This is a genomic window from Lentibacillus daqui (assembly GCF_027186265.1).
Taxonomy (GTDB): Bacteria; Bacillota; Bacilli; order Bacillales; family Amphibacillaceae; genus Lentibacillus_C; species Lentibacillus_C daqui.
Window position 1 is genome coordinate 290,082 of the sequence record NZ_CP114176.1, and the last position, 19,557, is coordinate 309,638.

Consider the following 19,557-nt stretch of genomic DNA (forward strand, 5'->3'; position numbering starts at 1 on the left):
ATATTTCAAGTATCATAGAGTTAAAGAGAAGTAGAGGGAGGAGTTTTCCTTTTGAAGTTTAGACGAACGTTTCGGCGTAACCCGTTTACAAAATGGAAAAAGCCAATGAACTGGATTGGATATGTCGTTCTCATTATTATATTGCTTGCTGTAGTCGGCTTATCCTCGGTTAAAGTGCTGACAGATTATATCTGGATGGATTCTCTGGGGTTTGAGCAGATTTTCACCACTACTTTAGGAAGCAAAATTCTCCTTGGAATCATTGGTTTCCTTCTGTTTGCAGCGTGCACTTTTATCACATTATTTTGGATTCGCCGGTCATATCTGAAGCATTTTGACCGACATCAGTTACCGCCAATTCTATTGCAACGTAAATGGATCACGCTCATTACGCTGGGTATTTCTGTTTTTATTGGGTTATTTGGCAGTATGATCACACAAGGCTTTGGCTGGGAAAGTTGGTTGAAACTGATTCACCATGCCTCTTTTGGCAAGACGGATCCTTTTTTTAACAGGGATATTTCCTTTTACATGTTTATTTTGCCATTCTTGAAATTTATTATTTATCTATTATTATCCTTAAGTATCTTCTTATTTATGATTGAGGTAGGAGCCTACTCTGTCTTTCATATGTACCGGTTAAGCAGACCCGCACAATTGCAACTTGGGTTTACCCTGGCCATTATTGGAATACTACTGGCGGGTAATCACTTGCTGGCACCGTATGAGACACTTCTAACAAGCAGGGTAAATATTTTTCAGGAAAGTGTTGTTCACGGGTTAAGTTATACCGATCATCTGATTAATATACCGAAATCCTATGTATTGGCATTTGTAGCTATTGTCGGTGTCATTTGGATGATTGTTGCCTTAGTACGGGGAAGGTTGGGCGCAATGGTTATTCCGATTATTGCCTATGTCGGATTAGCGATTGTTGGGCAGGCAGCTTCCGTATTGGTTCAGAGTTTTCTTGTGTCGCCAAATGAGTTTTCCAAGGAAAGCCCGTATTTGCAGCATAATCTCAACTTTACCAGAAGTGCATACGACTTGGATAAGGTGGATACCAAGGAGCACCCGGGAAATTATTCGTTAAATGAAGATATGGTTGAACGAAATAAACAAACACTTGATAACGTCCGGATGAATGACTCAAGGCCGCTTCTTGAGGTTTATAATCAGTTACAGACATTTCGAACCTATTATAAATTTAACAATGTTGATATTGACCGGTATAAAATCGATGGAGATTATGAACAGGTATTTCTTGGTGCAAGGGAATTGAGTACAGACGATTTGCCCGATCAGTCAAAAACATGGGTCAACCGTTATTTACGCTATACGCATGGATATGGGGTAGCCATGAGTCACGTGAATCAAGTGACGGAACAGGGTCAGCCAAAATATATGATGAAAGACTTACCCCCAAAGGGTGTACTGGATATTAAACGTCCGCAAATATATTTTGGTGAGGAATCGTATCAAAATGTCATCGTCAATAGTAAGGTAGATGAGTTTGATTATCCAACTGGTGATGATAATGCGGAAACTCGTTATGATGCAGATACCGGGATTCCGATGAAAGGAATTAAACGATTGTTGTTTTCGCTAAATGAAGGTTCTTTCCGGATGCTTGTATCGGACCAGCTTACTGATAAGAGTCAACTGCTGGATACAAGAAATATCATGGACCGGGTAAACCGGATTGCTCCATTCTTCAGTTACGATAAGGATCCATATATGGTTGTCCGTGATGATGGCAGTCTCGTTTGGATGATCGATGCTTATGTATCTGCGGAACGATATCCGTATGCCGAGCCATACAAAGGAAATACCAATTATATTCAGAACCCGGTAAAGGTCAGTGTGGATGCCTATACGGGAGAGGTTAAATTTTATGTGGTGCAGCCGGATGATCCACTGATACAGACCTATCAGAAGATCTTTCCATCATTATTCACCACGGATATACCAGACGATATCAAGAAACATTTTCGTTATCCGGAGAAACTGTTTAAAGTTCAAGCGAAAATGTATGGTACCTACCATATGATGAATTTGGAAGTGTTCTACAATCGAGAGGATTATTGGGAATTTCCAACTGAAAAATACTTCAATGAAGATATTGAGATGGAACCGTATTACATGACGATGAAGCTGCAGGAAGAAGATAACGAAGAGTTTATCTTAATGCTCCCATATACACCGAAGAAACGGCAGAACATGATTTCCTGGATTGGTGTTCGTAATGATGGTGACCATTATGGGGAAATGTTTGTGTACCGTTTTCCAAAGCAGAAAAACATCTACGGTCCACAGCAAATTGAAAACCGGATCAATCAGGACAGTGATATTTCCAAGCAATTAAACCTTTGGGCCCAGGGTGGATCGGATATCATCCGTGGTAACTTGCTGGCTGTACCGATTGAAGATACTATATTGTATGTTGAGCCAATTTATATTGAGTCGTCCAACGCGACATCACTGCCAGAAGTCAAACAAGTGGTGCTGGCTTATGGGGATAAAATTGTGATGGAAAAAGACTTTGATACCGCGCTCGACCGGATGCTTGATTTGGTGGATCCGGATCATCAAGAAGGGGATAAGAAAGAGGATAAAAATGAGAAAGATGAGCAACCGGATACACAAGAGCCACTGAGTGAAGCAGATCAGCAATTAGAGGAGTTTGCCAAAACGTTTGATGATTATCAAAAGGCCCTATCTGACGGAGATTGGGAAAAAGCCGGTAAACTAATGAAACAAATTGAAGATCAGTTAGGGGAATATGAAGAGTAACATGATGAAATTAAATGAGGGGTGCAAATCGTTTGCACCCCTCATTACATGGTATAAAAAATGAACTGTAAAGCCAATGGGTTGAGTTCAAATGTTTCCAGGAATATAATGAAAGGATCAAATTGAATTTTCGAAATAGAAAGAAGGGGAAACGGTGCGTAATGGTGGAAACAAAATATATTTCGGTTGGTATATTGTAGCAGCAGCCTCGATTATTACCTTGCTCACCAATGGGCTTCGGCTGGGAATCGGCCCGCTTGTTAAACCGATTTTGGAAGATACGGCAATGTCCCGAACTGAATTCTCATTTATCATTGCCATTAGCATGATCGTATACGGGGTGGGCATGCCGATGGCGGGAATGCTGTTAAAACATATCAGTACCCGGGCCATTTTGTTAGTTGGGATGGTTTTCTCATGCGGTGCTATTATTTGGACAATTAGAGCTGAAAGTACCATCTCTTTCTTACTGTCATTTGGTATACTTCTGTCACTGGGACTTTCCTTCATGAGCCCCGTTTCATTGACACCGATTATTAGTAAATGGTTCATCCGACAAAGGGGAAAAGCGCTCTTTTATATGACAACTGGGGCTATGGCAGGAATTGCGTTGGTGACACCATTGGAAACAATTTTAATTGGTTCATTTGGATGGCAGCACACCTTATTAATTTTCAGCGCACTATTTATTGTGCTGGTTATTCCTTCCGCGTTGTTCGTAATGCGAGAGGAAGTACCAGATGGAGCCGATTTAAAGGGTAAAGATATGACAAATAGCAAGAAAAAGGATCAACAAAGGCAACCAGGTCTTACCATGAAAGACGCTTTGAAAACCAAAGCATATTGGCAAATTGTCATCGGCTTGTTTGCCTGTGGATTTAGCATGAATCTACTTGGCTCCCACGGGGTTCCGATGCTGACGGATCATGGTTTTAATCCAACAACAGCCTCATTCGGGGTAGGTCTGATTGGTTTTGTAGCAATTTTTAGTACACTGGCTCTTGGTGAAATTGCGGACCGCTATCCTCGAAAAAACCTTTTAAGCTTGATTTATGTTGTCCGGGGATTTGGATTTCTTGGCCTCGTTTTTGCCGTTACACCCTGGCAACTCTATGGTGTGGCAATCATCGGCGGATTGGTATGGGCTGGTTCAACTGCAACCGCCTCGGCTATTCTCGGTGATTTGTACGGCGTTCAATTATTAGGGATGTTGTATGGGTGGGCGTATTTTTCCCATCAAATTGGTGCATCTATCGGCTCGTTTCTAGGCGGTTGGGGTTATGAAACATTTGGGACCCATGTTATCGCCTTTGGTGCAACCGTGGCCTTACTAATGGCTGCCGGGATCGTGTCCTTTCAATTACCGAAACAGCTTGTCTTTCCCACCATGCGGCGTGAAACGGTACAAACGAAAGGTTAGACTTGGGGTTGGGGTGGTACTTAAATGCTGTATAGTAAGGTGAAGCAGAAATCAAAACAGGTGCAATTGTGGAAATGCTAGAATGTTATATAGAATACTTTAAGTACTTTAAACAAAGCAAATAGCCGGGAAGGATGAAGAGGACATCTTTCCTGGCTTTGTTTTAATATTTTATCCCAAGTTAGTCAACAAATAGTTGCTTGTGTCGTTATTTCTCTTTGCCAAATTTATTATATGCACCATGCATAACCGGACCAACAAACTCGTTTAACTTCCAGCCATGCTTGATTGCCGCTGCAACGAAGTCCTTAGCAATGGAAACAGATTCTTTTACGGAATGCCCTTTGGCAAGACTTGCAGTAATTGCGGCTGCAAATGAGCATCCGGCACCATGGTTATAAGAGGTGTCGATCTTTTCATTTTCCAGCAATGTGAAGTCGGATCCGTCATAAAAGAGATCAACGGCTTTATCATGGTCAAGAGCTGTACCACCTTTGATGACCACTGTTTTAGCTCCAAGCTCATGGATTTTTACGGCCGCATGCTTCATTTCATCAATGGTTTTTAGCGGTACGGTTTGTGCAAGCTGTCCAGCTTCAAATAGGTTTGGAGTGGTGATCGTTGCACGGGGAAGCAATAACTCGCGCATGGCGTCCGTGTTCTCCGGCTGCAAAACCTCATCTTCTCCCTTGCATACCATAACAGGGTCAATGACTACTTTATCCAAAGCAAATTCATCGATTTTACGGGCGCCTAGTTCTATGATGTCCACCGAACCAAGCATCCCGGTTTTCATGGCATCAATACCGACGGAGAGAATCGTGTTTAGCTGCTGTTCCACGATGTCAACATCAATCGGATGCACACCATGGCTCCAATTATCCGGATCCATCGTTACAATGGATGTAAGTGCGTTCATCCCGTAAACATCAAGTTCCTGAAACGTTTTTAAGTCTGCTTGTATACCTGCACCGCCGCTGGAATCTGAACCGGCCAAGGTAAGTGTTTTTTTCATTGGCATTTGTAATCCCCCTTGTGATGTAATATAAATAGAATATAACAAATTACCGGTGAATGAAAGCAATGGAACTATAATTGAGCTTAATACAAGATAACACATACCTTTTCTAAAAATATATGAAATTAATTAGAAAATTTACAGTAATGTGTTGCATTTTTTTGTCGAATCTTGTAATATAAAGGTCAGCGATATATTGCATATAAATAACGGGTAATATATAATTTTGTAGGTTTAACTACATCTAAAGAGGAGAAATTACATGAAGACAAAACTATCATTCTCGACTCATGTTGTAATCGGGGTTATGCTATTTGCGTTGTTTTTCGGTGCAGGAAATCTGATTTTTCCGGCAGAGTTGGGTCAGGAATCCGGTACTAATCTTTGGTCGGCAATCATAGGGTTTTTAATAACTGGAACTGGCCTGCCGTTGCTTGGTATCCTGGCCATGAGCTTTTCCGGCAGTAAAAACCTGCAGGAACTTGCCAGCAGGATTAATCCGACCTACGCGATATTTTTTACCGCCTTGCTATATTTGACGATCGGACCATTCTTTGCTGCGCCACGGACAGGTACGGTGGCATATGAAGTCGGCTTCTCGTCATTTTTTAGTGACGGGAATCAGCAAATTGCACTGTTGATATTTACCATTTTATTTTTCGCAATTACATTATTATTTTCATTGAAACCGGCAAAATTGGTTGATAATGTTGGGAAAATTCTTGCTCCGGGGATTGTTATTTTACTTGGTATTTTGCTATTTATGGTTATTGTTAAACCAATGGGCAGCATCCAGGGACCGACAGAGGCATATTCAAATGGCTCATTCGTAGCGGGCTTTTTGGAAGGCTATAATACCATGGACGCACTTGCTTCGTTGGTATTCGCGATTATTGTGATCAACGCCATTCGTTCCATGGGGGTTACATCCAAACAAGGCATTTTACGGGCAACGATCAAATCTGGTATTGTAGCGATTGCTTTACTTTCATTGATTTATATCGGAATTGGCTATTTGGGTGCAACAAGTACAGAGGCATTTGGCTACTTTGATACGGGTGGCCCGGTACTTAGCAGTGCTGCTTCCTATTACTTCGGTGCTTTGGGATCGGTATTATTGGCAATTGTTATCACATTGGCATGTTTAACGACAAGTATTGGATTAATAACGGCTTGTGCGGAATATTTCCATACACTCATTCCAAAAATCAGTTACAAAATGTATGTTATATTCTTTTCAACTTTAACATTTGTGGTTGCCAATTTTGGATTGGCTAACATTATTACTTTTTCCCAACCTGTATTAATGTTCCTGTATCCGCTGGCAATTGTCTTAATAGTATTAGCCTTTTTGTCACCTTTGTTTAATCATTCACGAATCGTTTATATTTCAGCAACGATTGTAACCTTTCTAATCAGTATTTTCGATGGTTTGAAATCATTGTGCGAATCATTGGGAATCGATTATTTTGGATGGATGAAGCCAATTGTTTCTTTTTATGAACAGTCGCTGCCAATGTATGATCAGGGGCTTGGCTGGTTAATTCCAGCACTGGTTGTTATTGCTATTACAGGTATTATTGTTCGTGTCCAAAAACTATCTACTGCTAATGCCTAAATGAAACAAGCTGGATCCTTTTACAGGGTCCAGCTTGTTTCATTTGCGCTTTCATTTGATTGTAGCGATTGGAATTCTCCAATGGCCCGTAACCAGTTTTCCCGCATAGCTGCTGCAACATTTGTGTTGTCTTTTTCTCTAAGTAGTTGAATGATAGCGTTATGTTCATCAATTGATTTTTCGGTTAAAATAATTGCGTTATGGAAAAACTGCCGTCTGACATGCGCTTGCAACATGGCAACCATCGTATCGATATATGGATTATTTGCCGTATCTACAATAACCTGATGAAATGCTTCGTCTACTTTTAAGGCAGCAAAATAACTCTCCGCCCGGATGGCCTTGGCAAATTGATCATTGATTTCTTCAAGTCTGGTAAGTACATTATCGGTAAGATGGGCGATAGCCAGTTCAGCGGATAACCCCTGTAAAACAGCTAACGGGGGCAGCAGATCTTTAATGGCGTCTTTTTCCACTTCAGATACTTGTGTCGCTTTACCGGGGTACATATGGACAAAGCCTTGAACCTCAAGAAGTTGTAATGATTCCCGGACAGGGGTTCTGCTTACGCCCAATGCTTCAGCAAGTTCTTTATCGTTTAATTTCTCGCCCGGAAGTAATGTGCCATCGATAATCCATTGTTGCAATTGATTGAATGTATTTTCCTTGGCTGATTTACGAATTGGCTTTGCATGATCAGTTGGTATTGGCATGATATCACCCTAACTAAAATAATGTATTTCTCTTCAGTCGTGGAGTTGCGTATCGTATGAAATCTACACGTAATATAATCTATTATTAGTATACATGAAAAATAGCTTGTTGGGAATATGCAATATATCGGGATGTTGCTGAATCAGGAGAGAAATAACGGACATCGCCATTTCTAAGGAGGTGTGTACTTGGAACAGAGATTTACACAAATTTATGACAGATTACACAATTATTTTGGGATGCAAAACTGGTGGCCGGCAGATACAGTGTTTGAGATGATGGTTGGGGCGATATTGGTACAAAATACAAACTGGCGTAATGCGGAGAAGGCATTGCATCATGCAAAACCGTTTTTGACACCTGAACAGCTAGATGAAATGCCAACTGAGGAGTTAGCGTTACTGATTCGTTCCAGTGGGTTTTACCGTGTGAAGGCAAAGCGGATCAAGGCATTTTTGAAGTGGTTCCAACGATACGATTACAGTGTGGAATATATCAAAACATTTAATTGGGAAGTATTGCGACAGGAGTTATTACAAATAAACGGAATTGGCCGAGAGACAGCTGATGTTATTTTGCTTTATGCTTTTGCTAAACCTATTTTTGTTGTTGACGCCTATGCACGCAGGATATTCTATCGGATTGGCTGGTCACTGCCAGATAGTTATGATGCCCTTAGACAGCAAGTTGAGGCAGAGTTGGGAGACGATTTGCTTGTTTACCAGGAATTTCATGCGCTGCTCGTGGAACATGCGAAAGAATTTTGTCAGGTTAAGCCGCGATGTGAGCATTGTCCTTTACAAGATATTTGCGAACAACGTAGCAAATAAGTAGTTATTCTTGGCTGTACAGACGCGCCGAACTTATTGACAACAGATTGTTTGTATGATATTAAAATAATAGATTAGCACTCATGGCTAGAGAGTGCTAAAATGGGGATAGACGATAAACAGGAAAGGAAGTAGTGTCATGGCAAAGAAACAGTTTAAGGCAGAATCAAAGCGGCTCTTGGAGTTAATGATTAATTCCATCTATTCGCAACGTGAGGTCTTCCTGCGCGAGTTGATTTCCAATGCAAGTGATGCGATTGATAAGATATATTACAAGGCTTTAACGGATGATAGCTTAAGCTTTGATCCGTCAAATTATTTTATTAAGGTAACAGCAGATAAGGAAAACAGAACGCTGACTGTTATGGATACCGGTATCGGCATGACCCAGGAAGAACTTGAAAATAATCTGGGTACCATTGCCGAAAGTGGATCATTGGCTTTTAAAAACGCGAACGAAATAAAGGATGGCTATGATATTATTGGTCAATTCGGTGTCGGATTTTATGCTGCCTTTATGGTTGCCGATGTTGTTACGGTCGAAAGTAAGGCATTTGGCAGTGAAGAAGCATATAAATGGGAATCAGAAGGAACGGAAGGCTATACAATTACCCCAATTGACAAAGATCAAATAGGTACAACCATCACCTTGAAAATTAAAGAAAACACTGATGACGAGAATTACGATGAATTTCTGGAAGAGCATCGCCTGAAAGAAATTATTAAAAAGTACTCTGACTTCATCCGTTACCCAATTAAAATGGATGTAACCGAAAGCAAGCTAAAAGAGGACAGTGAAGATGAGTACGAAGAATATGTGGAAGAACAGACGATTAACAGCATGGTGCCAATTTGGAAAAAGAATAAGAGTGAGCTGACCGATGAAGATTACGAGAACTTCTATCAGGAAAAACGGTATGGCTTTGATAAACCATTAAAACATATTCATCTAAACGTTGATGGTACTATCCGCTATAATGCGATCCTGTATATTCCGGAAACCAGACCATTTGATTATTATTCCCAGGAGTATGAAAAGGGACTGGAACTGTACTCCAATGGTGTATTAATTATGGAAAAATGTGCAGATCTCGTCCCGGATCATTTTAGCTTTGTTAAAGGTATGGTCGACTCGGAGGATTTGTCCTTGAATATCTCCCGAGAAATGTTGCAACATGACCGACAGTTGAAGCTTATTGCAAAAAACATCAACAAAAAAGTCAAGAATCAACTGCTAAGCCTGCAAAAAGATGACCGGGAAAAATATGAAAAATTCTATGATGCGTTTGGCAGACAGTTGAAATTCGGTGTCTACAACAACTTTGGGCAACATAAAGAAACATTGCAAGATTTATTGATGTTTTATTCATCGACCGAAAAGAAACTGGTAACATTAGCCGAATATGTTTCCCGTATGAAAGAAGATCAGAAGTATATTTATTATGCGCCGGGTGAATCGATTGAACGCATTGAAAAATTGCCACAAACCGAAATGGTTGCTGACAAGGGATATGAAATTCTCTTTTTCACTGAAGAAGTTGATGAATTTGCCATTAAGATGCTCATGAACTATCAGGACAAAGAGTTCAAGTCGGTGTCCAGTGGTGATTTGGATATTGAATCGGATGAGGATGAAGAAAGTACCGAACAAGCCCAACAGGATAATCAAGAACTGTTTACAGCCATGAAAGACATTCTGGCAGATAAAGTAAAAGATGTCCGGGCATCCAAGCGTTTGAAGTCGCATCCGGTATGTCTGTCGGCTGAAGGAGAAATATCGCTGGAAATGGAAAAAGTCATCAACGCTATGCCGGATAATCAGCAAATTAAGGCAGACAAGGTACTGGAAATCAATGTGAACCATGAGGTATTTGATACACTACAGCAAGCGATGGAAGCCGATAAAACAAAACTGGAATTGTATACGAAGCTGTTATTTAACCAGGCGTTGTTAATTGAAGGCCTGCCAATTCAGGATCCAGTTGATTTTACGAATGATATTTGTAAAGTGATGGTTTCCTGACAAACACTTCATAATATATGGCACCATGTTAGAAGGAAGATCAACCAGATGATGATGGAAATTGATCTTCCTTTTTTGTAAGAGTGACACTGTGTCACAAAAACATTGACAAATGACATTGTGTCACTTATCATAGAAGTATGGTAGAAAAAGTGGAAACAGTATACCCGCTATCGGGAATCAGCTGGGAAAAAGAGGTTAAACAATGACAGTAATGATTTATGGAGTACCCTGTTCTTCTACTAGACAAGCAAAAGAATGGCTGAAGAAATATGATGTGCCATTTGTAATGAAAAATATCATGAAAAACCCGTTGACTATTCAGGAGCTGCAATTTATTCTAAGCAGAACTGTGGAAGGTACGGATGAAATCATTTCAACCCGTTCAAAAATTTATAAAGAACTTGATTTGGATATGGATTTACTACCGTTGCAAGAGTTGCTCAAACTCATTCAGGAACATCCGAAACTATTAAGGAGCCCGATCATCATTGATGAAAAACGGTTTCAAGTTGGTTACCACGAAGATGAGATCCGTCAGTTTCTTCCCAGAAAGACAAGAAAACTTCAATGGCTGCAGTGGAAAAAACACCGCTTGAATTTGGCCGATGGATCAATATAATTTAATGGATTGTAAATAATCATCAAAATGGTTACAAATTAGTGAAAAAGTTTAACATTCAATTGTGCGCGCTTTATGGACATGCTAAAATTAAAGGGATTACATATCGAAGGGGGACATGCTAAGTGAAGCTATGGATGAAGAAAATAGCAGCAATTTTAATCACTGTCATGACCCTGGGTATATATATCCCGCCTGCACATTTGAATCCAAACGAAGAAAATAAAGAGGCTGTCTCCCCAAAAACGGATATTCGTGAGGCGGCTTTGGGTCCGCAAACAGAAACAGCGGAAGTAGCTACCATACGTAAAGAGGAAACCTCGGATTCCGATGAAGATGACACGAGTGATCCGTTTTTTCACAGTATGATGGAAAAGGTAAAACAACAAACGATCACAAAAATGGGTCCACGGATTGCCGAACAAGTGGAAGATGATTTTGTAACGACGATTCTGCCTAATATGGAGTCTGTTCTGCAAACACTTGTCGCTGATGCCGAGGGTGATGCTCCGTATTTTGGAATTACCGAACAGCCATCGTCAGGCTTTGGGGAAAAGATTTTTAATGTGTATGATTGTCGAACCAATCAGGATGTGGCCCGATTTCATGTGCGACGGGAAAACCGGCCACAAGAAGGTTATTGGTTTACATTCCATTATCATATAAGCAATGATAATTTTGAATCACATCACGAAATTGGTGAATTATATTGGGATAAAAATATTCCGCCAAAATGGATGGCGTAGAAATACTGCTGTATCAGAGTTTGCTGATGTAGCAGTATTTTTTTATATAGATTAAAGCTCGCGTTTATCCAATTAAGGATGGTGGCTAAGGAATATATTCATGGATGCGAAAAAGTTTGGAAAAAAGGATATAGGCGGATAACCCCGCTATGAGAATCTTTTCTATGAATTGGTTGCCATTCGCCCAAGTGGTCCATTTTCGTCAATGATGTCCTGAATCGTATAAACGGAGATGGGGAAAATGGGAAAACCGTAATAGTGTGGGGTAATGTCGATAAGTTGAAAATACAGAATCAATGCTTTGTCAGCAATATAATAATCCTGGTCTGGGGCGATTCCAGGAAAGGTGTCCAGAAGCTGTATCTGCCGTTCACTGATTTGATCCTGAACGAGTTGGGAAAGTATCGTTACATAATCACTATTTGGTTTAAACAATTCCTTCAACGTGTAGCTTTTGCCTGTTTGGGTATCAAATGTCAATGACTTCATGATGGTTAATCCATTTGCGTGGGAGTAAGCAATAGCATAGTTGGAAAGTGCGAGACTAAGCACATCCCGTTCATTTGTTTTGATTTCATAGGTGCCAATCATTTCGTTAAAGGAATTGACATCTTGTTGCTGGTATTGCTGGTTGATCAGTGATTGAACTAATTGGGTAATGGTTTGGTTCATCCGCTGTTGTGCTGTTTGGTTTTGTAAACCGTATACTTGCGGGTAATGAACAGTCGTACCATGTTGTTGAAAGACCATTGTCTGAATGGAAACGGGTAATGTTGGTATGGCCAATGGGATCATCCTTTCTGTGCGTTTTTCCTATAGTATATTCATGGAATGGGATAATGTCCCTTGATTGGGTTTGAAATAGTCATCTGAAGGTATTGTTAAGGAGTAAGAAATTTGGAAAGCTGAAAGGGTGCAGTACAAATTCGATCGAGCAACAGGGAAAAACGATCGTACGGGACACAAAAACGATCGAGCAGCTTGAGAAATCGATCGGGTGGAGAGCAAATATCCTTGAGTAGCCGGGAAAATCGTGTAAGCAACGACGTAAAGTTGATCGAAATCAAGAAAAAAGCGCCTGTATACATTAACACAGACGCTTTTTGCTAACCTCTCATTCGTTGCTTAAGCGGGTTGCTTTGATCCCGCAATTTCATCTTTGCCAGTAAATGACGCAGTGGCTCCTCAGCAATCAGGTATACCCCAACGGAAAGGAATACAGATGCTGCTCCGAATAGAAACCCAGCAAGCACATCGGTTGGATAATGAACACCTAAATAAATGCGTGTGACCATAATAAAAAGAATCCAGACTAATGTGACAAGGCCGACTATCCATTTTGTCCACATCTTTTTGACAGTCAATAGTAGGATCAACCCCAATAAGCCGTAAAAAATGGTCGTTGCAGTCGCATGTCCACTTGGAAAACTTTCATTGGTTTTTGTGATCAGTTGCAAGTAGTGCGGGCGATCCCGATCCACAAGTGCCTTAAGAAGTTTCGTGCAAATTACTGCACATAGCAGGATGGTTCCGCCCAGCCAAAGCCCTTCTGCATATCTACGTTTTATAAACAGGAAGATAACCAGAATAACGGTTAAGACAATAACGAGCCTGACATTTCCCAGTTCGGTAATGAGCTTAATAAATGATGTCGTTCCATTCGCGACATGAGCCTGGATGCGGTTAATCCAGTTTAAATCAAAGGTATGAACCCAGGCATTTTCATAGTAAACACCCCAGGCAACAATTCCAAACAGTACTAAAAATATTGCCCCTATAATAAGAAAGGGGATGGCAGATCGCTCTCTCGTTCTCAATATGATTCCCTCTTTCACGTCTAGTAGATTGTCTTATCCTATCGTACCAGTTTTTTATTGGATTACAAATGGTGAATGCAATTTAAATAAAATTAAATGATAGAATGGTAGACCCTCTCTCTCCTTCACGGCTGATTCTTCACGTTTTTCCTTTTCCATCCAACCTAAGATAGTGATTTTCGCGGTTGATTCCCAAAACTAGTTATCCCCAAAATTAAATTCGTTGCCTAACGTAAATTTTCGACGGTAGCATTAGGGTGTTTGCGGATATATTTCCAATGGAAGAAAACATATCGATTGTTTATTAAGATGTGAGCATTTTTGTTGCTGTGATATCATGTTTCGTTAATAATCGAATAGATAGATAATTATAAAACAGGAGCATACAATCATGGAACGTCAAATTACCATATTAGATTTTGACCAAACCTACCACCAACAGCAATTTCTACGCTCGGAAAAATGTGACAGAATTGAGCTGGAAGAAATGCCGGGGACGAATTTATTTTGTGATCAGCATGCTTTGTCACATATTTCACAAAAACTTAAACAGCATCGTACAAATCCGATAACACTTTTGGGAAGCGGAAATTATCATTATGTTTCCTATATCTTATTGTCGCAAATCCAGAGACCCTTCACATTAGTCCTTTTCGATCATCACACAGATATGTTGCCAAGTCCGAACGAGTCATTGATTTCATGCGGTTCTTGGGTGTATGATTCCTTAATGAAACTCCCTTTCCTGAAGAAAGTCATCCTGATTGGGGTAAACGATGACTGGATAAAACAAGTACCTTCTACTGTTGCGGAAAAAGTAATAGCATTTCCAGAGCAATCCCTTCACCAAAACAATGCAACATTGATCCATTCCATCATAGAAGAGATGACAACGACCGAAATTTATATAAGTATTGATAAGGATGTCCTTGATCCGATTGATGCCGTTACAGCTTGGGACCACGGTACATTAAGGCTGTGCCGGCTTATGGAAATAGTTGATGCAATAACGCAGCCAAAGGAAGTATTGGGTGTAGACATATGCGGTGAATACCCGGTTACGCCGGGCAATGCATATAAGCGGGGCACAAAGGAAGCAGTAAAAAAGAATAGTGATGCGAACCGATTCATTGTTAAACATCTGAACGAGACCGTATGCGGGAAGGCCTAGAGTTCCCAATACGGCCTTTCTTAATGAAATAAATGGAGCAGTTAGATACCGGATCTAAATGGGTTTAAAAATATTTCTCTCTCACTATCTTGCAATAAACAGTACTATATGTTACATTATTCATTAACAAGTACTGTTTATTGCAAGGTACTGAAAAGAGGGAAAAGCAATGAATGTGCAATTTAAAAAAGGGATTTTGGAAATATGCGTACTCGTGTTATTGGAAAAGAAGGATTGTTACGGGTATGAGTTGGTGCAGCGGATCTCCGATAAAATTGAAATATCAGAAGGGTCCATTTACCCACTGCTTCGACGGTTAACGAAGGAAAAATATTTTACAACGTATTTACAGGAATCTTCCGAGGGCCCGTCACGTAAATATTACAGACTGACGACCAAGGGGAAGGACTACCTCCGTGAGCAAATGAAAGAGTGGAGAGAATTTACAAATGCTGTTAATGAATTGATTGAGGAAGGTGACAGGAATGACTGAAAAGCAATTTTTGGATCAATTAAATACTGCTTTATCTAAACTGTCGGCACAGGAACGGGAGGATATTTTACAGGATTACCGGGAGCATTTTGCAATCGGTAAAGCGGATGGGAAGTCAGAAGAAGCAATAGCGGATGCCCTTGGCTCTCCAAATAAAATTGCCAAAGAAATGCTCGCGATGTACCATTTGGAAAAAGCGGAGACGAACGTCACAGCCGGAAATGTGATTCGGGCTGTCTGGGCGGCAATTGGTTTAGGATTTTTCAATTTAATTATTGTACTTGGACCATTTATCGGTTTGGTTGCCGTGGTCTTTGCCGGATGGGTTGTTGGGTTGTCATTTATCTTGTCTCCACTGCTGGTACTCATGGATGCTGTTCTTTATCCGGGAACATTTGCATTCTTTGATTTATTTTTCTCGATTATGTTATGTGGGTTGGGGCTGTTTATTGCTATTGGGATGTATTATTTGACGATTTACTTGACGCGTGGTTTTATCCATTATTTGAAATTCAATAGTTCATTGGTGAAGGGTGGGTTGAAAAATGAGTAAGACAAAACGATTAGCTATTCTCGGAATTGCCCTTTTGGTTATTGGCACAATTGGATCGTTTTTCACCTTTCAATCTGCCTATCAGAAAGAATCAATTACAGAAGAACAACCGATCGAAGGTACCTTTACGTCATTGAATGTGCAAACAGATAATGCAACGGTAAAAATTATTCCGACCGATGATAAAACGTCTAAGGTTACATTAAACGGCAAGCAATACAAAAATCGCAATTATCAATTCGCAGCTCATGTAAAAAATGAAAAACTGTCGGTGAAATTAAAGAATAATCGGCATAAACTGTTTAACTTTGATTTCTTATCGCCATCGGTAACATTAACCGTCTATATACCGCAGAAACAATATGCATCATTGGACGTTTCAACCGGGAATGGCGGAATAAATATAAATCACATACAATCAAAGGAAATGAATGCAATAACATCTAATGGCCGCATAAATATGAATGATTTAGCTGGCTCGGCTTTGATAGCTGAAACGGATAACGGCCGAATTAATGGGAAGAATTTGCGGATGGATAAGGTAGATGTACAATCCGATAATGGCAAGGTTGAATTACGGCAGGTGACCGGTTCGAGTGTTAAGGCAAGAACAGGTAACGGAAAGTTGATGATGGATGGGGTAGATGCAGCAATTATCGGGTACACCGATAACGGGAGGATTTCACTGGTAACAGATCAATTGAATAAGTCTATTAAATTGCAATCCGGCAATGGTAAAATCGAGGTCCAAACAAAAACCAACCCAACCAATACAACAATTATTGCCAACACTGATAATGGCAAGGTTAATGTATTAGGCAAATATAGCGGCAGCACGGTGATTGGAAATGGAGATCATGTCGTGGAGTTAAAGACGGATAATGGTGGGATTACCGTAACGAAGGGCAATAAATAACAATAAAAACGGGAGGGCCTTTTGGTAAAGGTTCATTCCCGTTTTTATTTTTACCAGTCTAAAAAGAGATTCCAAATTTTCATCATACCATGACAAAAACGGAAAGGTTTCTGCCATTCACACAATCGACCGTCAGTGAATATGGTACAATTGACCGATAATTTTGTTACGCATTAACTGGCAGTAATCCCCTACTTCAAGACTTAAGGGTAATCCAAGCAGGAAAAGTTGGGGGTAAATTCCTGATTAGTGAGATACAATGGCAACTTACCGATGCATTAGCAGAGGTTATTGCCACCAATTGGGTTCGTAGTGTCGCTTTATCTGCGTCCAAGCGAGGATATTAGCGACAGTAGAACGGGACTAACAATCAGTGGTGGATAAAGTAAACCCCCACTGATTGGAGTTTCACTTTATCTGTAGGGAGGTGTCTTTGTGGCGACGATCAAACCGCCTATATTGCAACCAGGAGATACGATTGGCATTGTCACATTGGGTAGTCCGCTTCCTGACAACGAGATTAACAATCGTATAGAAACAGTAAGAAGTCTTGGCTTCCAAGTGGTGTTAGGTGACCATACCTACGCCCAAGATGGCTTCCTCGCCGGTACTGATGAAGAGCGTGCATCTGATTTGATGCGCATGTTTGCCAATGATCAGGTCAAATTGATTTTGCCTACACGAGGCGGCGTTGGCGTTGCAGGCATCCTCCCACATCTTGATTTTGATTTCATTCAAAGTCATCCGAAAATCCTCACCGGTTATAGTGATATTACGGTACTCTTAAATGTTTTGGCCCAGTATGCAAACTTAGTTACATTCCAAAGCCTTTTGCTGCTTGACTTCACTACTAGTACACCAGGCTACAATTACGATCAATTTTTCGCTGCGACATCGGTACGCACCATGCAACGGCAAATTCAAAATCCGTCGTTCATGCCACAAATTAGCAGGGTTGGAGGAAATGTCACCGGCCCGATTGTTGGCGGAAATCTGACCTCATTTACCGGTACACTTGGCACCCCTTTTGAAATTGATACAAAGGGGAAAATTCTATTATTGGAAGAAACCCATGCGCCGATAAATACAGTTTACCGGTATATGAATCACCTTAAATTAGCTGGAAAATTTGATGATTGTATTGGGATTGTCATGGGGGAATGCACCGATTGTCCGATTGCGTATGGAACAACGTATGAAGATTTAATTAATGCATTTCTTGTCCCAATGGGAAAGCCGCTGATGACCAATGTCGCAACTGCACATGGGACCTATAAAGCAGCCATACCAATTGGAGCGACTGTTAATCTGGATACAGAAAATAATACATTGACAGTGATAGAACCGACAGTCAGTTAGGGTCAGAGGGACGGTTCTTCTGTCCCACCACATATTTCCATGTAAAAAAATGGTGGAACAAGGTGCCTGTCCCTCTGTCCCGATTATATTAGGTTACTAAAGTGTACTTTTTTATTTAATGCATACATAATTGGGATGCCGATTGCCATGATGACTAATTCGCCGGCAGCTGTTGTTAACCAGGATAACAGGAATGGAAGGTGCAACACCAAGTACAATTCAAAAGCAATGATGAACATGTTGAAGGTGAAGACAAGTGTGTTCATCACCATGAGTGTAACCTGATTTTTAATGTACCTCCCGAGCAAAATTGTGATCCCCAACGACAATGCGGAATGCCCTACCCCAAACAATAAATCCATCGTTCCGGTTACAGAGAAGATATTGGTTAAAAAAACGCCTACTACAATCCCGGCAAAATATTTTTTGTTGAAAACCACCAGATGATTAAAGATTTCCGGGATTCGAAATTGGATATTCGAATAGGCAAGCGGTGGGAAAATTAATAATACCAATGAAACGGCAACATACAGCGCCGCAATCACCGCATTCACAACAAGGGTTTTGATATTCATTTGTTTCACTCCTTAGTTTTTTAACGTGGGATGGTCGCGAACCACGTGTTTAGTAAATCCTCAAACTATTACATTATAAGTCTTTTAGAGGAAAAATCAAATTTAGTACCAGGTATTAACACTATATGATAAAATAAAAAGACTAAGGAATATAAGAGAGGGGAACAGTATGTATCATTTTGCTGCTTCAGTCCTAAACATCATTTTAAGCCTGTTTGGCAGGGTGAAAGTCTATCATAAAGAGAAATTGCCTCAAAAAGAAGGTTATATTATTGCATGCACGCATACTGGCTGGGTGGATATACTCTGGCTTGGTCTGGCCGTTTTGCCAACGAAGATCCATTACATGGCAAAAAAAGAGCTGTTTGAACAAGGTCTGATCCGCCGACTAATGCGGAGTTTAAATGCCTTTCCGGTTGATCGGGAAAATCCAGGTCCAAGTTCGATTAAAATTCCACGCAGACTGATTGCAGATGGGAAAGTGGTTGGCATATTTCCAAGCGGTATGAGAACGAGTGAAGAGGTACCTTTAAAAAGGGGAGCGGTCACTATCGCAAGTTACGCCAAGGCTCCAATTGTACCTGCTGCTTATGTTGGCCCCAACAACTTCAAAGATTTGTTTAAACGGAAGAAACCTCAACTTATTTTTGGTGATCCTATTGTATTATCCAAGGAGTTACCAAAAAAGGAAGCGCTGGAACTAATGTTGAAGGAACTGAATGAGGAATTTAGCAGTTTGCGGAAAGAACTACTTGCAAAACAATAAACCCCACTGCCAGGTTGATACGCTACCGGCAAAGTGAGGTTGATATTTTTAGTTGCCAGGTCGATAGTTCATGTAGTTTGGTTGATAAACTACACAATCCGGTTGATTACCTTGCTAACTTGG

Annotated in this window: 18 protein-coding genes and 1 riboswitch; of the genes, 13 read left to right on the forward strand and 5 right to left on the reverse strand. The window is 40.5% G+C overall.

What is annotated here, in order from left to right; translation table 11 throughout:
• Window positions 1–51 precede the first annotated feature (51 nt).
• Both O2S85_RS01565 and O2S85_RS01570 read left to right on the forward strand, forming a co-directional pair.
• Window positions 52–2,793 (forward strand): UPF0182 family membrane protein, encoded by a 2,742-nt coding sequence (locus O2S85_RS01565; RefSeq protein WP_367747728.1) that lies wholly within the window; start codon window positions 52–54, stop codon window positions 2,791–2,793.
• Between the two features lie 154 nt (window positions 2,794–2,947).
• The gene (locus O2S85_RS01570) at window positions 2,948–4,213 is read left to right on the forward strand and encodes an MFS transporter (RefSeq protein ID WP_269411028.1); all 1,266 of its coding nucleotides are present in this window, start codon (window positions 2,948–2,950) and stop codon (window positions 4,211–4,213) included.
• A gap of 208 nt (window positions 4,214–4,421) precedes the next feature.
• On the opposite strand, the gene pdxK is transcribed toward O2S85_RS01570, so the two are convergent.
• A complete protein-coding gene (gene pdxK, locus O2S85_RS01575; protein WP_269411029.1) occupies window positions 4,422–5,234 on the reverse strand; it encodes a pyridoxine/pyridoxal/pyridoxamine kinase in 813 nt (270 codons plus the stop codon).
• Between the two features lie 259 nt (window positions 5,235–5,493).
• Here pdxK and brnQ point away from each other — a divergent pair, with 259 nt between their 5' ends.
• Window positions 5,494–6,849: a branched-chain amino acid transport system II carrier protein gene (gene brnQ / locus O2S85_RS01580; protein WP_269411030.1), complete on the forward strand. Its 1,356-nt coding sequence runs from the start codon at window positions 5,494–5,496 to the stop codon at window positions 6,847–6,849.
• Window positions 6,850–6,869: 20 nt separating this feature from the next.
• Here the strand turns inward: brnQ and O2S85_RS01585 are convergent, their stop codons facing one another.
• Window positions 6,870–7,562 (reverse strand): GntR family transcriptional regulator, encoded by a 693-nt coding sequence (locus O2S85_RS01585; protein ID WP_269411031.1) that lies wholly within the window; start codon window positions 7,560–7,562, stop codon window positions 6,870–6,872.
• A 189-nt stretch (window positions 7,563–7,751) separates the two neighbouring features.
• On the opposite strand from O2S85_RS01585, the gene O2S85_RS01590 reads away from it, so the two are divergent.
• The 4 genes from O2S85_RS01590 (at window position 7,752) to O2S85_RS01605 (ending at window position 11,784) form a co-directional block, all read left to right on the forward strand.
• Complete coding sequence (locus O2S85_RS01590) at window positions 7,752–8,393, forward strand: endonuclease III domain-containing protein (RefSeq protein ID WP_269411032.1); 642 nt, start codon at window positions 7,752–7,754, stop codon at window positions 8,391–8,393.
• A gap of 139 nt (window positions 8,394–8,532) precedes the next feature.
• Window positions 8,533–10,416 carry a molecular chaperone HtpG gene (gene htpG, locus O2S85_RS01595; protein WP_269411033.1) on the forward strand — a complete coding sequence of 628 codons (1,884 nt, stop codon included), beginning with the start codon at window positions 8,533–8,535 and terminating at the stop codon, window positions 10,414–10,416.
• 205 nt (window positions 10,417–10,621) lie between these two features.
• A complete protein-coding gene (gene spx / locus O2S85_RS01600) occupies window positions 10,622–11,038 on the forward strand; it encodes a transcriptional regulator Spx (protein WP_269411034.1) in 417 nt (138 codons plus the stop codon).
• 125 nt (window positions 11,039–11,163) lie between these two features.
• Window positions 11,164–11,784: a YpjP family protein gene (locus tag O2S85_RS01605; protein WP_269411035.1), complete on the forward strand. Its 621-nt coding sequence runs from the start codon at window positions 11,164–11,166 to the stop codon at window positions 11,782–11,784.
• Window positions 11,785–11,946: 162 nt separating this feature from the next.
• Here O2S85_RS01605 and O2S85_RS01610 read toward each other — a convergent pair whose 3' ends face one another.
• Window positions 11,947–12,570 carry a DUF3298 and DUF4163 domain-containing protein gene (locus O2S85_RS01610; RefSeq protein WP_269411036.1) on the reverse strand — a complete coding sequence of 208 codons (624 nt, stop codon included), beginning with the start codon at window positions 12,568–12,570 and terminating at the stop codon, window positions 11,947–11,949.
• Window positions 12,571–12,890: 320 nt separating this feature from the next.
• Window positions 12,891–13,601, reverse strand: a complete 711-nt coding sequence (locus O2S85_RS01615) for a phosphatase PAP2 family protein (RefSeq protein ID WP_269411037.1) — start codon at window positions 13,599–13,601, stop codon at window positions 12,891–12,893.
• A 391-nt stretch (window positions 13,602–13,992) separates the two neighbouring features.
• On the opposite strand from O2S85_RS01615, the gene O2S85_RS01620 reads away from it, so the two are divergent.
• From O2S85_RS01620 to O2S85_RS01640, 5 genes are all read left to right on the forward strand, one after another.
• Complete coding sequence (locus O2S85_RS01620) at window positions 13,993–14,772, forward strand: arginase family protein (RefSeq protein ID WP_269411038.1); 780 nt, start codon at window positions 13,993–13,995, stop codon at window positions 14,770–14,772.
• A gap of 169 nt (window positions 14,773–14,941) precedes the next feature.
• Window positions 14,942–15,265: a PadR family transcriptional regulator gene (locus O2S85_RS01625; RefSeq protein ID WP_269411039.1), complete on the forward strand. Its 324-nt coding sequence runs from the start codon at window positions 14,942–14,944 to the stop codon at window positions 15,263–15,265.
• The gene (locus tag O2S85_RS01630) at window positions 15,258–15,818 is read left to right on the forward strand and encodes an HAAS signaling domain-containing protein (RefSeq protein ID WP_269411040.1); all 561 of its coding nucleotides are present in this window, start codon (window positions 15,258–15,260) and stop codon (window positions 15,816–15,818) included. The genes O2S85_RS01625 and O2S85_RS01630 overlap by 8 nt, the downstream gene beginning before the upstream one ends.
• Window positions 15,811–16,734 carry a DUF4097 family beta strand repeat-containing protein gene (locus tag O2S85_RS01635; RefSeq protein WP_269411041.1) on the forward strand — a complete coding sequence of 308 codons (924 nt, stop codon included), beginning with the start codon at window positions 15,811–15,813 and terminating at the stop codon, window positions 16,732–16,734. Before O2S85_RS01630 ends, O2S85_RS01635 begins: the two co-directional genes overlap by 8 nt.
• Before the next feature lie 435 nt (window positions 16,735–17,169).
• Window positions 17,170–18,093 carry a S66 peptidase family protein gene (locus tag O2S85_RS01640; protein ID WP_269411042.1) on the forward strand — a complete coding sequence of 308 codons (924 nt, stop codon included), beginning with the start codon at window positions 17,170–17,172 and terminating at the stop codon, window positions 18,091–18,093.
• An 83-nt stretch (window positions 18,094–18,176) separates the two neighbouring features.
• On the opposite strand, the gene O2S85_RS01645 is transcribed toward O2S85_RS01640, so the two are convergent.
• Entirely contained in the window at window positions 18,177–18,668 is a 492-nt protein-coding gene (locus O2S85_RS01645; RefSeq protein ID WP_269411043.1) for a QueT transporter family protein, read from the reverse strand.
• 6 nt (window positions 18,669–18,674) lie between these two features.
• Window positions 18,675–18,719: riboswitch (PreQ1 riboswitch) on the reverse strand.
• 118 nt (window positions 18,720–18,837) lie between these two features.
• Here O2S85_RS01645 and O2S85_RS01650 point away from each other — a divergent pair.
• Window positions 18,838–19,434: a lysophospholipid acyltransferase family protein gene (locus tag O2S85_RS01650; protein WP_269411044.1), complete on the forward strand. Its 597-nt coding sequence runs from the start codon at window positions 18,838–18,840 to the stop codon at window positions 19,432–19,434.
• Window positions 19,435–19,557 lie beyond the last annotated feature (123 nt).

Excerpts from the sequence above, each read along its gene's own strand:
- pdxK (WP_269411029.1), bottom strand. The coding sequence starts at position 5,234 with ATGCCAATGAAAAAAACACTTACCTTGGCCGGTTCAGATTCCAGCGGC.
- brnQ (WP_269411030.1), top strand. The coding sequence starts at position 5,494 with ATGAAGACAAAACTATCATTCTCGACTCATGTTGTAATCGGGGTTATG.
- O2S85_RS01585 (WP_269411031.1), bottom strand. The coding sequence starts at position 7,562 with ATGCCAATACCAACTGATCATGCAAAGCCAATTCGTAAATCAGCCAAG.
- htpG (WP_269411033.1), top strand. The coding sequence starts at position 8,533 with ATGGCAAAGAAACAGTTTAAGGCAGAATCAAAGCGGCTCTTGGAGTTA.
- spx (WP_269411034.1), top strand. The coding sequence starts at position 10,622 with ATGACAGTAATGATTTATGGAGTACCCTGTTCTTCTACTAGACAAGCA.
- O2S85_RS01620 (WP_269411038.1), top strand. The coding sequence starts at position 13,993 with ATGGAACGTCAAATTACCATATTAGATTTTGACCAAACCTACCACCAA.
- O2S85_RS01625 (WP_269411039.1), top strand. The coding sequence starts at position 14,942 with ATGAATGTGCAATTTAAAAAAGGGATTTTGGAAATATGCGTACTCGTG.
- O2S85_RS01630 (WP_269411040.1), top strand. The coding sequence starts at position 15,258 with ATGACTGAAAAGCAATTTTTGGATCAATTAAATACTGCTTTATCTAAA.
- O2S85_RS01635 (WP_269411041.1), top strand. The coding sequence starts at position 15,811 with ATGAGTAAGACAAAACGATTAGCTATTCTCGGAATTGCCCTTTTGGTT.
- O2S85_RS01645 (WP_269411043.1), bottom strand. The coding sequence starts at position 18,668 with ATGAATATCAAAACCCTTGTTGTGAATGCGGTGATTGCGGCGCTGTAT.
- O2S85_RS01650 (WP_269411044.1), top strand. The coding sequence starts at position 18,838 with ATGTATCATTTTGCTGCTTCAGTCCTAAACATCATTTTAAGCCTGTTT.